The organism is Halomonas sp. N3-2A, assembly GCF_002216165.1.
In the GTDB taxonomy this organism is placed as follows: Bacteria; Pseudomonadota; Gammaproteobacteria; order Pseudomonadales; family Halomonadaceae; genus Vreelandella.
The window spans coordinates 4,044,559-4,058,472 of the sequence record NZ_CP022286.1; the positions used below are offsets into that span (position 1 = coordinate 4,044,559).

The 13,914-nt window shown below is 54.4% G+C and carries 14 protein-coding genes; 5 read left to right on the forward strand and 9 right to left on the reverse strand.

All coding sequences use genetic code 11. The features are described 5' to 3' along the window. Window positions 1-261: 261 nt before the first annotated feature. The 3 genes from CEK60_RS18890 to hemE all read right to left on the reverse strand — a co-directional run bounded on the left by CEK60_RS18890 (window position 262) and on the right by hemE (window position 3,337). Complete coding sequence (locus CEK60_RS18890; RefSeq protein ID WP_089040304.1) at window positions 262-1,272, reverse strand: amino acid ABC transporter substrate-binding protein; 1,011 nt, start codon at window positions 1,270-1,272, stop codon at window positions 262-264. A gap of 92 nt (window positions 1,273-1,364) precedes the next feature. After that, a complete protein-coding gene (gene speE, locus CEK60_RS18895; protein WP_038479432.1) occupies window positions 1,365-2,225 on the reverse strand; it encodes a polyamine aminopropyltransferase in 861 nt (286 codons plus the stop codon). Beyond that, a complete protein-coding gene (gene hemE, locus CEK60_RS18900) occupies window positions 2,225-3,337 on the reverse strand; it encodes a uroporphyrinogen decarboxylase (RefSeq protein WP_089040305.1) in 1,113 nt (370 codons plus the stop codon). The genes speE and hemE overlap by 1 nt, the downstream gene beginning before the upstream one ends. Window positions 3,338-3,567: 230 nt before the next feature. On the opposite strand from hemE, the gene ribA reads away from it, so the two are divergent. The 4 genes from ribA to trhA all read left to right on the forward strand — a co-directional run bounded on the left by ribA (window position 3,568) and on the right by trhA (window position 6,863). Next, complete coding sequence (gene ribA, locus CEK60_RS18905) at window positions 3,568-4,203, forward strand: GTP cyclohydrolase II (RefSeq protein WP_030071109.1); 636 nt, start codon at window positions 3,568-3,570, stop codon at window positions 4,201-4,203. A 226-nt stretch (window positions 4,204-4,429) separates the two neighbouring features. Continuing rightward, window positions 4,430-5,659, forward strand: coding sequence for a formamidase (gene fmdA, locus CEK60_RS18910; RefSeq protein ID WP_089040306.1), 1,230 nt, complete (start codon window positions 4,430-4,432; stop codon window positions 5,657-5,659). An 88-nt stretch (window positions 5,660-5,747) separates the two neighbouring features. Continuing rightward, complete coding sequence (locus tag CEK60_RS18915) at window positions 5,748-6,080, forward strand: FmdB family zinc ribbon protein (protein WP_038479420.1); 333 nt, start codon at window positions 5,748-5,750, stop codon at window positions 6,078-6,080. An 84-nt stretch (window positions 6,081-6,164) separates the two neighbouring features. Continuing rightward, window positions 6,165-6,863: a PAQR family membrane homeostasis protein TrhA gene (gene trhA, locus CEK60_RS18920; RefSeq protein ID WP_089040307.1), complete on the forward strand. Its 699-nt coding sequence runs from the start codon at window positions 6,165-6,167 to the stop codon at window positions 6,861-6,863. Here the strand turns inward: trhA and CEK60_RS18925 are convergent. The 5 genes from CEK60_RS18925 to CEK60_RS18945 form a co-directional block, all read right to left on the reverse strand. Beyond that, window positions 6,860-7,486, reverse strand: coding sequence for a glutathione S-transferase family protein (locus CEK60_RS18925; protein ID WP_089040308.1), 627 nt, complete (start codon window positions 7,484-7,486; stop codon window positions 6,860-6,862). The two genes, trhA and CEK60_RS18925, sit on opposite strands and share 4 nt — an antisense overlap. Before the next feature lie 62 nt (window positions 7,487-7,548). Next, the gene (gene djlA, locus CEK60_RS18930; RefSeq protein WP_038479411.1) at window positions 7,549-8,310 is read right to left on the reverse strand and encodes a co-chaperone DjlA; all 762 of its coding nucleotides are present in this window, start codon (window positions 8,308-8,310) and stop codon (window positions 7,549-7,551) included. Between the two features lie 29 nt (window positions 8,311-8,339). Then, the gene (dxs, locus tag CEK60_RS18935; protein WP_089040309.1) at window positions 8,340-10,265 is read right to left on the reverse strand and encodes a 1-deoxy-D-xylulose-5-phosphate synthase; all 1,926 of its coding nucleotides are present in this window, start codon (window positions 10,263-10,265) and stop codon (window positions 8,340-8,342) included. A gap of 29 nt (window positions 10,266-10,294) precedes the next feature. Continuing rightward, window positions 10,295-11,191 carry a (2E,6E)-farnesyl diphosphate synthase gene (gene ispA, locus CEK60_RS18940; protein WP_089040310.1) on the reverse strand — a complete coding sequence of 299 codons (897 nt, stop codon included), beginning with the start codon at window positions 11,189-11,191 and terminating at the stop codon, window positions 10,295-10,297. After that, window positions 11,185-11,481 (reverse strand): exodeoxyribonuclease VII small subunit, encoded by a 297-nt coding sequence (locus tag CEK60_RS18945; protein ID WP_089040311.1) that lies wholly within the window; start codon window positions 11,479-11,481, stop codon window positions 11,185-11,187. The genes ispA and CEK60_RS18945 overlap by 7 nt, the downstream gene beginning before the upstream one ends. Before the next feature lie 283 nt (window positions 11,482-11,764). Here CEK60_RS18945 and serA point away from each other — a divergent pair, with 283 nt between their 5' ends. Beyond that, entirely contained in the window at window positions 11,765-13,009 is a 1,245-nt protein-coding gene (gene serA / locus CEK60_RS18950; RefSeq protein ID WP_089040312.1) for a phosphoglycerate dehydrogenase, read from the forward strand. A gap of 74 nt (window positions 13,010-13,083) precedes the next feature. Here the strand turns inward: serA and CEK60_RS18955 are convergent, their stop codons facing one another. Then, window positions 13,084-13,773, reverse strand: coding sequence for a pirin family protein (locus CEK60_RS18955; protein WP_089040313.1), 690 nt, complete (start codon window positions 13,771-13,773; stop codon window positions 13,084-13,086). Between the last annotated feature and the right edge of the window lie 141 nt (window positions 13,774-13,914).

Here is a 13,914-nt window from a genome sequence, read left to right on the forward strand (position 1 = left end):
TCCCCTTACTCGATTTAATGTCGTTATGCATGCAGATGCATGACACTAGAAGCTAGCAAGGAAGGTGCCAGAAAGGATATGTCGTCAAATTCAGCGCTTTTCAACGCAAAATGCCTGCTGTATACGAAAGTATTGGTGCAAAAAGAAACATTAGCGACTAGTGATTGCTCTATTTTGATGCATAGTCGCTAATGTGGCTGTTAGCTTAAAAAATAGTGTCGCTCAGTGTGATGGATTAACGGGCTTGAAGGATGAATAGGATTAACGAATAGGGGGTGCGTACTGAATGCCACCATCTTTCCATAAGGCGTTTAAGCCTCTGGCAATCTTGAAGTCAGAGTCGGCACCAACGTTTCTATCAAAGATATCGGCGTAGTTACCCACCTGCTTGATGATTTGGTACGCCCAGTCAGAATTGATCCCCATTGGCTCGCCAAAGTCACCATCTTGACCAAGCAGGCGCATGACATCAGGATTCTCCGAATTAAGCTGTTCATCTACGTTAGCTTGTGTAATGCCCAGCTCTTCCGCATTTAGCATGGCAAACAGCGACCACTTCACAAGATTGAACCACTGGTCATCATTTTGACGAACGGCTGGGCCCAGCGGTTCTTTCGAGATAATTTCAGGGAGCACGACCGCCATGTCGGGATCAGCAAGCTGCATCCGCTGGGCATACAGTTGGGAAGCGTCGGAGCTTAAAACGTCGCAACGGCCCGCTTCAAAGCCGGCAATAGACTGCTCAGGCGCATCAAAAACGACAGCATCATAAGTCATGCCGTTGATGCGGAAGTAATCAGAAAGATTGAGTTCGCTGGTGGTGCCGGACTGGGTACAAACTGCCGCGCCATCAAGCTCTTTGGCGCTTTGCACGCCTAGATCGCTGGCCACCATAAAGGCCTGGCCATCGTAGTAACTTACGCCGGTAAAGTTCATCCCCATCGTTGTGTCACGGCTTGAGGTCCAGGTCGTGGTGCGTGATAGGACATCGACTTCGCCAGACTGCAGCGCGGTGAAACGTTCTACCGAGTCGAGTGGCACGAAATCTACTTTTGTCGCGTCACCAAGCGCCGCAGCGGCTATGGCACGGCATACATCGGTATCCAGGCCCCGGTATTGGTCGTTGTCATCTAATGACGAAAAGCCTGGCTGAGCAGCGTTAACGCCACAACGTACGCTATCGCGCTCCTGAACGGTTTCCAGCGTGCTGGCCATGGCCATCGCAGGTACTAAAACACCAATTCCAACTCCCAACCAACGAACGGTTTTCATTTGTTATTCCTTAACGTGAAAGGGCAAGTAAACGTAAGCACATAAAAAAAGCCGAGCAATGCTCGGCTTTTTGGCTATTCGCAGACGCTAAGTTATGCGAAGGCTTTACGCATAAAAGGCGGCAGCGATAGTGCACCACGGTGAGCATCACCAGTGTAGTACTGTAGCGGCATTTTATGCTCAGCGGCAGCCTGTTCGCGGAAGCTTTCAACGCTGGTCGCTTTACCGGCCAACGTGACGCTCCACCAGCCAGAAGGGTAAACCGGCTGTGGGAAGGGTAGTGTGGCCACGCTATCAAAGCCCGCTTCACGCATATCGTTACGCAGTTCGCGAATAATAGAGCCGCTGTGGTAAAGCGGTGATTCGCTTTGCTGCACCATCACGCCGCCATTTTTTAGAATACGGTGGCAGCGCTTCAGGAAGTCGGTTTTAAACAGCCCTTCGGCGGGGCCGACCGGGTCGGTAGAGTCGATAATCAGCACGTCGATGCTCTCGTCGGCAGCGTCGTCTACCCACTTCACACCGTCTGCAAACAGCAGCTCGGCACGCGGGTCGCCATTGGCTTCTACCAGCGCTGGGAAGAAACGCTCGGCGGCCTTGGTCACTTCTTCATCGATGTCGATTTGCGTCACTTTTTCAACGCCCGGATGACGCAGCACTTCCTTCAGCGTGCCGCAGTCGCCGCCGCCAATGATCACCACCCGTTTGGGGTCTTGATGGGTGAACAGCGCCGGGTGGGCAATCATTTCGTGATAGAGGAAGTTGTCGCGATCGGTCAGCATCACGCAGCCATCGAGCACCATCAGGTTGCCGTAGGTCTCCGTGGTATACACTTCCAGGTGCTGGTAGGGGCTTTGCACATCCAGCAATTTCTCAGTGACTTTCAGCGAGAAAGCGCTGCCGTGGCTATCAAATACTTCGGTAAACCACTGGTCGTCGCGTAAATCGCTCATTACTTTGCTCCTGGGCGCGGGGCGTTCGTTTGGGTAGGAATGCCTTGATGATACTGCGGGCTTAAATCGTGCAGCGCCTCCATAAAGGCGGTGACGTGGTCAGGGTTGGTGAACTGGCTGATGCCATGGCCCAAGTTAAAGACGTGGCCCGGGCCGTGGCCGTAGCTCTCCAGTACGCGAGCCACTTCGGCGCGAATGGCCGAGGGGCGGGCGAACAGCACGTTGGGGTCGAGATTGCCCTGCAGCGCGACTTTATGGCCCACGCGGGAGCGGGCGTCGGAAAGTTCGGTCGACCAATCGATACCTAGCGCATCGGCTCCGGCGCAGGCGATGTGTTCCAGCCATTGGCCGCCATTCTTGGTAAACAGAATAACCGGCACGTGGCGGCCATCGTGCTCACGAATTAGGCCGGAGACAATTTGCTCCATGTAGCGCAGCGAAAACTCCAGGTAGGCGGGGGTTGAAAGCGCACCGCCCCAGGTATCAAAAATCTGTACCGCTTGAGCGCCAGCGCGAATTTGCGCGTTTAGGTAGTCGGTTACCGACTGTGCCAGGGTATCCAGCAATTGGTGCATGGTGTCTGGCGTATCGTAAAGCATGGTTTTCAGGTGACGGAAATCTTTGCTAGAACCGCCTTCCACCATGTAGGTGGCTAGCGTCCAGGGGCTACCCGAAAAGCCAATCAACGGCATGCGGCCGTTCAGCTCACGACGAATGGTCGATACGGCACGCATCACGTAATCGAGATCGCGCTCGGCGTTGGGTACCGTTAACGCTGCAACCTCTTCTGGGGTGCGTACGGTTTTTCTGAATTTAGGGCCTTCACCGGTTTCGAAATAGAGCCCTAGCCCCATCGCATCTGGGATTGTGAGGATGTCTGAGAATAGAATGGCGGCATCTAGCGGGTAACGCTCAAGGGGCTGTAGCGTTACTTCACAAGCTAGGTCATGGTTGCGACACAGATCCATAAAACTGCCAGCATCGGCGCGGCTGGCGCGATATTCTGGCAGGTAGCGGCCTGCTTGGCGCATCATCCACACCGGAGTGCGGTCGACGGGCTGGCGAGCCAGCGCACGAAGAAAACGGTCGTTTTGCAAAGGTGTGGTGGTCATAAACACTTGCTCTTGAGAAGTTTGCCCGCATTGTAAGGGAGTCATTGTACTTGAAGATAACGGTACTTGAAGATAACTGTGTCTGAAGGCGGCAATTGTACTGAAAAACGTACTTAAAAACGCCTCTCCCTGTTGAGACCGTGAGGCTACCGCTGCTTCCTGGTAGAATGTTTTCTTATTTTTCCAACACCGGTGTGGTTAGCTGGTTTGGTTAATCGACGAGGTAACCTGTGACCATTCGCTTCATTGCCGCTTCCCGGCTGCCCACCCCTTGGGCCACATTCACCATGCACGGCTTCGAAGACGAAGCCACGGGTAAAGACCATATCGCCTTAACGCTAGGTGATGTGAGCGGCGGCGAGCCAGTACTGGGGCGCGTGCATTCTGAATGTTTAACTGGTGATGCACTGTTTTCCATGCGCTGCGACTGCGGCTATCAGCTACAAGAAGCGCTCAAGCGAATTGCCGAAGAAGGTCGTGGCGTGCTGTTCTACCTGCGCCAGGAGGGGCGAGGTATTGGGCTGCTGAATAAAATCCGCGCTTATCATCTGCAAGACCAAGGTGCTGACACGGTTGAAGCCAACGAACAGCTTGGTTTTGGTGCGGACATGCGTCGCTATGACCTGTGTGTGCCGATGCTTAACCACTTGGGTATCACGGCATTAAAACTGATGACCAATAACCCTCGAAAGGTGGATGCGTTAACCCGGGATGGCGTGAATGTGGTTGAGCGCCTGCCGATTACCACAGGCCTAAATCCCCATAATGAGCACTATCTCTCAACGAAAGCGGGCAAGCTTGGCCATATGATGGCGCTGGACGATTTTACCCAGGCCAGCGATGTCGATATTGAACGTAAAGGGTGACTAAGCCCTTTTGTCACACTACTGAACCGCTCTTCTGTCTGAATGATCCTAAAGCCCACTCCCCTGAGTATTTGTTGAGCAGATACTCGGCTGAGTTTCGTTAAGGCTGCGTAATAATCGAGATGTAATTAGCTTATAACTGCCTGAGTGACTATTTTGCATAGTGGGGTAGGGGAAATGATCTTCTCTACGCTGACTATCCTACGTTACGTGACAGAGGTTTGTTATGGCTGAAACAATTATTAAAATTGACCTTAAACAATCACCTTACGAGAACGAACAGATCCATAATCGCTGGCATCCTGATATACCCATGGCCTGCATGGTAAAGCCTGGCGACGATTTTATTGTTGAGTGTCATGACTGGACTGGCGGGCAAATCCATAACAATGATAGCGCCGACGATGTGCGCGATGTGGACTTAACCCAGGTTCACTTTTTATCAGGTCCCGTGGGGGTTGAAGGTGCTGAGCCTGGTGATTTGTTGGTGGTCGATATTCTTGATATTGGTACCTTTGAGGAGAGTCAGTGGGGGTTCAATGGCTTTTTTTCTAAACAGAATGGCGGTGGTTTTTTAACCGAGCACTTCCCAGAGGCTCAAAAGTCGATCTGGGACTTTAACGGCATGTTCACCAAATCCCGACATATTCCTGGTGTAGAGTTTGCTGGTTTAATCCATCCGGGTTTGATTGGCTGCCTACCTTCAAAAGAGATGTTGGCTGAATGGAATAAGCGAGAAAAAGCACTTTACGATACCGAGCCTGACCGTATCCCTCAGTTAGCCGCGCTGCCCTACGCCGATACGGCGCATATGGGCAAATTGTCAGGCACTGCCAAGCAACAAGCTGCCGCTGAAGGCGCGCGAACAGTACCGCCCCGTGAACATGGTGGTAATTGTGATATCAAAGACTTATCGCGTGGGTCGACAATTTATTTTCCCGTTTACGTTAAAGATGGTGGCTTGTCGGTAGGTGACCTGCACTTTAGCCAAGGTGATGGGGAAATCACCTTTTGTGGCGCTATTGAGATGGCCGGTTGGATCCACTTGCGGGTTAACCTGATCAAAGGCGGGATGGAGAAGTACGCCATCAAGAACCCTATTTTCAAGCCAAGCCCTATCACGCCGAAATACGATGATTACCTGATTTTTGAAGGGGTGTCGGTAGACGAGCAGGGTAAACAGCACTACCTGGATGTACATGTGGCTTATCGTCAGGCTGTTCTCAATGCCATCGAATATCTCAAAAAGTTTGGTTACACCGGTGCTCAAGCCTACTCGCTGCTAGGCTGCGCGCCCGTACAAGGGCATATCAGTGGCGTTGTCGATATTCCCAATGCTTGCGCAACACTTTGGCTGCCAACGGATATTTTTGATATTGATGTGAAGCCGAATGCCAATGGGCCTGGAGCGCAAGTCGCCCAGGGGGCTGATCTGCCGCTCTCCAAAGATAAGTAGAGCGCTTAGCCACCGCTGCATTGAGAAAGGCAGCGACACGCCAGTATCGCTGCCTGTTTAAAATGGATGCTAACAAGGAGAAAGTGGTATGCCTCTCTATGACTATAAATGTGCTACCCATGGCTTGTTCCACGAACTGGTTCCACTGCGCGAAGTAGGTGATGCTTGCGCTTGCCCAACGTGTGGAACGCTGTCACCACGAGTACTGCTGGTCGCCCCTCAGTTATTAACGATGGACCCAGCGCGGCGCAGCGCTTTTGCACGGAATGAAAAAGCCGCACACGAGCCCAGGCATGGTAACCAGCATAGTGAGCACGAAAAAGGCTGTTGTCATCAAGAACGTCATAAGCCCCAAGTATTTTATACGGCGGAAGGCAATAAAATGTTCCCTTCCGCACGGCCTTGGATGATAAGTCATTAAAGCCACGTTACCTGCGCCAGCGTTGTAGGTATTGAACGCATGGAGTGATAATGGTGGGGCGTGGCATATCAGGAGCGCCCCAGGATGAAGGCTCTAGATGAACAACGGCATGACGTGCTGCCTCAACAGCAGGGTGAGTTCAGCATTGTCGAAGAGTGGTTACACAGCATTACCCACGGGGTTGGCGCTGTGCTCAGCTTGGTGGGTATGGTCGTGCTGCTGGTAGTAGCGAGCTTGGCCGCCCACGTCGACCCTTGGAAAATTGTCAGCCTGAGCCTGTACGGCACCACGTTAGTCCTGCTTTATACTGCTTCGACTTTCTATCATGGCATTTCTCATCGGCGCTGGAAGCAACGCTTCCAGTTGCTTGACCACTGTGCAATTTACTTACTTATCGCGGGCACTTATACGCCTTTTCTGCTCGTTAATATGCGTGGCACCACGGGCTGGGTGTTATTTACCGCCGTGTGGTCGCTAGCGCTAGTGGGGATTGGCTGCAAACTGCTCTGGCCACAGCGTTTCGCGGTACTCCGCGTGGCTATCTATTTACTGATGGGCTGGATGATCGTCCTGGCCTCTAGAGAGATGGCGGCCAGTTTGTCGGTGACCGGCATCGCTCTGCTTGCCGCAGGGGGAATCATCTACACGCTAGGGGTTATCTTCTATGCCGTGCGTGCCATTCCCTACAATCACGCTATTTGGCATCTGTTTGTGATTGCCGGAAGTATTTGCCACTACTTTGCCGTCTACAGCGCTGTTCTACCTCATGGGTCGGTTACCTAGCGATCAACTGCCGCTTCTTGCTCTTTTTCCACGGCACGGGCTAGCGCTGGGCGCTCAGCGTGACGTGCGCGGTAGACAGCTAGGGGTTCAGGCAGTCGGTGTTTCATACTGGCTGCCCACGTTAACGTATGGGTAAGGAAGATATCTGCCAGGGTGAACGTCTCGCCGACTAACGTCTCCTGGCCCTGGTAACGGCGTTCTAGTGCTAGCAGTGCCCGCTGAAATTCCCAGGCGGCGGTGGGCAATACTGAAGGCACGCGCTTATCTTGGGGGAGCGCAAATTTATGCTTGGCCTGAAGCCACAGCGGTTGCTCGATTTCGGTGACGATAAAGCTTAGCCACTGGTCGACTTGCGCTCGCTCAGCGGCGCTTTCTGGCAGAAGGCGGCCATCACCGTATTGCTCGGCTAGATAACGGCAGATAGGTGCCGATTCAAACAGCGTTAGCTCGCCATCTTCAATCACTGGCACCTTGCCATCTGGATGGCGGGCTAGGTGCTCAGCAGTTTGTCCCTCGCCGCTATCCAATGCAACATGTTGGCAGCGGTACTCCAGGCCAAGTTCTTCAAGTGTCCAGGTAACCCGCAGCGAGCGAGAGTTCGGAAAACTGTAGTTCGTTATCATTAGGTGGCTCCTAAGCAGCGCGGTGAGGCTTTAATGTAGCGAGTGCTTAGAAACCTGTCGAGCTACCGGTCTCGGGCGCTACGGATGCGTTCGTAAGCGTTGCCAATTTCGCTGGTGCGTGCCTGGGCCACTTCACGCATGCTTTCAGGTAACCCTTTACCGGCGAGTTTGTCGGGGTGGTTTTGGCTCATTAGGCGGCGGTACGCTTTTTTGATTTCTGCGTCGCTGGCGTCTTCACTCACCCCTAGTACTTGATAGGCGTCTTTCAATGCCTCTTCGCTGGAGCCCTGCGAATTCGCGGCGGCACCGTGAAGCATGGCTTCGATCTGCTGCACTTCCGCTTCACTACAGCCAACCCCACGGGCCACGCGCAAAATCATCTCGTGCTCGGCAGGGTGCAGCACGCCGTCGGCAGCGATGGCGGTTAACTGAACCTGCAAAAACACCTGGCGTAAAACCGGTTGGCGCTGGGTTAGTCGGTTAACGTTCGCCAGTTCTGCATCTAGGTTGAAGTCGTCGGCGCGTCCGCGCTCGAAGGCGGCTCGCGCTTTGGCCCGTTGTTCGCCTTGAAGATGCATTTGGTCGAACAGCTTTTCGGCCACGCCAAGCTCGCCATCGGTGACTTTACCATCGGCTTGGCACAAGCAACCCATTACCGAGAAGATCGACTCTAAAAAGCCTTCTTGGATTTGTGTGCGGGCAGCGTTTAAGCGGCGGCTAATGCGTCGCCCTAGCCACCAGCCCAACCCACCGCCTACCAGCAGGCCAATGGGGCCGCCGACAGCAAGGCCAATCAGGCCAAACAAAATAATCAAAAATAGCATGGTGTTCTCAACCGTTGAAAAGTTAAAAGTTACGGGAGACGTGCGCGAATAGCGCGCTCGATACCGTCGGCATCCAGGCCGCAATCGCGTAACAACTCTGCAGGGGTGCCGTGTTCAACAAAGGTGTCAGGTAGACCTAAATTGAGCACTTCGATTTGTACCCCTTCCGCGTGCAGCAGCTCGTTCACTGCGCTGCCTGCGCCACCGGCGATCACATTCTCTTCCAGGGTGACCAGCAGCTCATGTTCATCGGCGGCATGCAGTACGGTGTCTCGGTCCAGTGGCTTGATAGAGCGCATATTGATATGCGTTGCGTCGAGCTTTTCGGCAACCTCAGCGGCGGCGCTGTTGACGCTACCAAATGCCAGCAATGCAATGCGTACACCTTCAGTCCCAGCATCGCGGCGTAGCTGTGCTTGGCCAATGGGCAGCGGCTCTAAGTGTTCAGGAATGGCTGCGCCAGGGCCTGTGCCACGTGGGTAGCGAACCGCTGCTGGGCCTGGGTGATGGTAAGCGGCGCTAAGCATGGCGCGGCACTCTGCTTCATCAGCAGGGGCTAAAATCACCATGCCCGGAATGCAACGTAAAAAAGACAAATCCATGCTGCCGTGATGCGTTGGTCCGTCTTCACCCACAAGGCCTGCGCGGTCAATCGCAAATGTTACGTCTAGATTCTGGACGGCCACATCGTGAATAAGTTGGTCGTAGCCGCGCTGTAAGAACGTGGAATAGATCGCCACAACAGGCTTCATGCTCTCGCAGGCCATGCCCGCAGCGAGCGTTACGGCATGCTGCTCGGCGATCGCGACATCAAAATAGCGCTCAGGATACTGCTGGGAGAAACGAATTAAATCCGAGCCTTCGCCCATGGCGGGGGTAATTCCCATCAGCCGTGAATCGGTGGCTGCCATATCGCACAGCCAGTCGCCGAACACGTTGCAGTACTTTTTCTTAGCCGGGGCCTTGGGCGCTGCCGCGGGCTTCACCAGTGGCGCATTGGCAGTGGCGCTGGGCTTTTCTAGCTTAGTGATGGCGTGGTAGCCAATCTGGTCAGCTTCGGCGGGCAGAAAACCTTTACCCTTAACTGTTTTGATATGCAGAAATTGGGGGCCGTCCTGGTCGCGCAGGTTGCGCAATGTTTCGGTGAGCGCCTCCAGGTCGTGGCCATCGATCGGGCCGATGTAGTGAAAGCCCATTTCTTCAAATAGCGTGGCAGGGCTCACCATGCCTTTCATGTGCTCTTCGGTGCGCTTGGCAAGTTCGAGTGCGCCCGGCAGATGGGAGAGCACTTTTTTGCCTTCTTCACGCATCTTAAGGAAGGGCTTACTAGACAGCACACGGGCTAGATAGGTCGCGATGCCGCCAACATTTTCCGAGATCGACATCTCATTGTCGTTCAGCACCACCAGCATATTGGCGTTAACGTGGCCTGCATGGGCCAGCGCTTCAAACGCCATGCCCGCAGTGAGTGCGCCATCGCCAATAATGGCGCACACACGACGTGGGTCGTTTTGTGCCTGGGCGGCTAGCGCCATCCCCAGGGCGGCTGAAATCGACGTGCTGGAGTGGCCAACACCAAAGGTGTCGTAATCGGACTCTGCGCGGCGGGGAAACGCTGCTAGGCCGCCATGCTGGCGAATGCTGAGCATCGCTTCGCGTCGCCCAGTTAAAATTTTATGCGGATACGCTTGATGGCCTACGTCCCACACCAAACGGTCTTTGGGCGTATGAAATGCGTGGTGCAGCGCTACGGTCAGTTCCACAACGCCCAGGCCTGCACCGAAGTGGCCGCCTGTCACTCCCACGCTGTATAGCAAGTAGGCACGTAGTTCGTCAGCCAACTGGGCAAGCTGCTTAGCATTCATGGCCCGCAGCGCAGCGGGATGATCAAAAGAGTCGAGCAGCGGCGTTGCCGGGCGCTCGCGGGGAATCTCGTCGAACAGCTTCATAGGCATGTTTTCATGGACAGGGTCATGGACATCGTTTAGTGGTCGCGCTCGATCATATAGTGGGCAAGATCGGCCAGCGGTGCGCCTTGCTCGCCAAGCGGGGCGAGGGCGGCAATGGCCTCTTCGATAAGCATATTTGCTTTGCGTTGTGCGCCGGAAAGTCCCAGTAAGCTGGGGTAAGTCGGCTTGGCACGTGCAGCATCAGCGCCAGAGATTTTACCCAGTGTGACGGTATCGCCCGTCACATCAAGGACATCGTCATGAATCTGGAAGGCTAGACCAATGGCGCGGGCGTAGCGAATCAGAGCGGCAAGCCGGGGGTCGTTTTCATCCACCGCGACTAAGCCGCCTAAGCGCACGGCGGCCACAATCAGCGCGCCAGTTTTGTGGGCATGCATATGAGCCAAGGCATCCACGTCCGGATGGCCACCTACGGCGGCTAAGTCGAGTGCCTGGCCTGCGACCATTCCTGCTCGGCCAGAGGCAACGGCCAGCGTGGTGACCATGCTGCCAAGCCGTGGATGAGGCTGGCTGGCAAGTACCTCGAAGGCCAGTGCTTGCAGTGCGTCTCCCGCTAAAATTGCGGTAGCTTCATCGAACGCTTTATGCACAGTGGGTTGGCCGCGACGCAGGTCGTCATCGTCCATGGCAGGCAAATCGTCATGAATCAATGAGTACGCATGAATCAGCTCAATGGCTGCTGCAGGTGCATCCAGCGCGTCGTCCCGCGCCCCTAGCGCGTTACCTGCGAGATATACCAGCAGTGGCCGCAAGCGCTTACCACCTACCAATAGGCCGTGACGCATAGCGGCTTCCAGGCGCGGCGCGACGGCTGGTTGGGAGTCAAACAAGGCTGAAAGTGTGGCATCCACCCGCGCGTTACTCACGTGGCGCAGCGTCGCCAGTTGAGAAGCATTAGCCGTCGTTACCATGGCGGCGTTTCCTCGCTGTCGTTGCCGTGATCTGTGGCATTGTCCGTTTCTGGAACCGTCGCGAAAGAGGTAACGTCAAGCTTACCATCGCGGTCTTCACTTAATGCGCGAACTTTTAGTTCGGCGTTGTCGAGCCGCTGCTGGGCTTCACGCGTGAGTCGCACGCCTTGTTCAAACGCGGTCAGAGCGTTCTCCAATGAGAGTTCGCCGGACTCAAGGCGTTCCACAATGGTTTCAAGCTGTGAAACCGTTGCGGCGAAATCTTGCGCTGGTGGAGTGTTATCGCTCATTGGGTAAGGCCTACTATTTTGCTGGCGCCCTGACGCTGATTACGGGCGGCGAATGTGACTATAGCCGTGTTATCAAAAAATAAACGCCCAGTATACACCGAGCTAAGGGGGTGGCGTCTGCCCTCATCCTGGGTCAATTCTGCTACTTGCGTCTGGTTCATCTTGTAAACGCACACTTTTCATCATCTCAAGACGCCGAGAGCGGCAGTGATTGTGCTACCATATGCGCCTTCCGTGAACCGATACACGGCGCATGCCGCCGACCATAGAGGTTGATTCAGCCATGGCCAAAACGTCCCTGGACAAGAGCAAGATCAAGATCCTGCTGCTCGAGGGCGTCCACCAAAGCGCGGTGGACAATTTTCACAACGCAGGTTATGAGAACATCGAGCACCTGCCGACATCGCTAGATGAAGCGTCGCTGATCGAAAAGATTCGCGATGTGCACTTCATCGGCATTCGCTCGCGTACGCAGCTCAATGAGCGCGTATTTGACGCGGCAGAAAAGCTGGTGGGCGTTGGCTGTTTCTGTATCGGAACGAACCAGGTTGACCTGACGGCAGCCCTTAAGCGCGGCATCGCGGTGTTTAACGCGCCGTACTCCAATACCCGTTCGGTCGCAGAGTTAGTGCTGGCGGAAGCCATCATGCTGCTACGTGGTATCCCCGAGAAGAATGCTCGCGCCCACCAAGGCGGCTGGCTGAAATCGGCGAAAAACTCCCACGAAGCGCGGGGCAAAACCCTGGGTATCGTTGGTTACGGTAGCATCGGTGCGCAGCTTTCAGTATTGGCTGAATCGCTTGGCTTCAATGTTATCTATTACGATGTGATCACCAAGCTAGGCATGGGCAATGCGAATCAGGTAGCGAGCCTGGAGCAACTGTTAGAACGCTCTGACGTGGTTAGCCTACACGTTCCTGACTTGCCTGCTACGCGCTGGATGATTGGCGAGAAAGAGATCGCGGCCATGAAACAGGGCGCCATCCTGATTAACGCAGCCCGTGGTAGCGTTGTTGAGATTGAACCACTAGCAGAGGCGATTAAGGCTGGCAAGCTGAACGGTGCCGCTATTGATGTCTTCCCGGTAGAGCCGAAAGGCAACGATGAAGAGTTCCAAAGCCCGCTACGCGGCCTGGATAACGTGATTTTAACGCCCCATATCGGTGGTTCTACCCTGGAAGCTCAGGAGAATATCGGTATTGAGGTGGCTGAAAAGCTGATTACTTATTCGGATAATGGCACCACGGTTACCTCTGTTAACTTCCCAGAAGTGGCGCTGCCTGCTCACCCGGATAAGCACCGTCTGTTGCACATTCATGACAACGTGCCTGGCGTGTTATCGCAAATTAACCGCGTACTGTCTGAAAACGGCATCAACATTTCAGGTCAGTACCTGCAAACCAATGACAAAGTGGGCTACGTGGTCATTGATGTCGATAAAGCCTACGGCCCACAGGCCCTAGAAGCGTTGAAGAAAGTTGAGCACACGCTGAAAATTCGCGCGCTGTACTCGTCGCATAATAGTTAAACGCTGTTGTCAGCGTGATCATCTAAAACGGCCTCACTTTTGAGGCCGTTTTTCGTTTCAGGGCTGAGGTTGCGCTAGGCTAGATCAAACAGCAGCACTTCGGCTGCTTGTCCGCCGGTTACGCTAAACGTCTCACCCGGTTGAAAGGCTGCGGCATCTCCAGAGCCAAGGGTTTCGCCGTTAACGTCAATCGTGCCTTTTACCACATGCAACCAGGCATAGCGTGATGGTGGGGCCGCCGCCTGCTCGCCAGCGTCGAACAAGCCAGCGTAAAGATTTACGTCTTGGTTAACGCTCACTGAGCCTTCGCGACCATCTTGAGAAGCGACTAAGCGCCACTGTCCCTGGCGTTCAGCGGTTGGAAAGGCTTTCTGCTCATAACTAGGGGCAATGCCGCGCTTGGCAGGCTCGATCCAAATCTGCAGGAAATGCAGCCCGTTCTCTTTTGAATGATTAAACTCGCTGTGCAGCACGCCAGTACCTGCGGACATACGCTGTACATCGCCCGGGCGCATGACTTCACCGTTACCCATATTATCGCGATGCTCCATTTCCCCTTCCAGCACGTAGGAGATGATCTCCATATCCTGGTGAGGGTGGGCGCCAAAACCATTGCCAGGGGCTACCCGGTCCTCATTAATTACCCGCAGCGCGCGGAATCCCATATGGTTAGGATCCACATAGTTGGCGAACGAAAAGGTGTGGAAAGAACGCAGCCAGCCGTGGTCGGCATAGCCCCGCTCGTTAGAACGACGGATGTGCATGGTGTTCTCCGAAAACGTCGTAGGAATAACACCAATATACGCCCGCTCGACGGGCGCGTGGGGTGAAGCTTTTTAGATGGTCAGATCGAATAAATCGATGATTGATCAGCGCCCCCTAGTCATTGTCAGACAGAGCAGCAC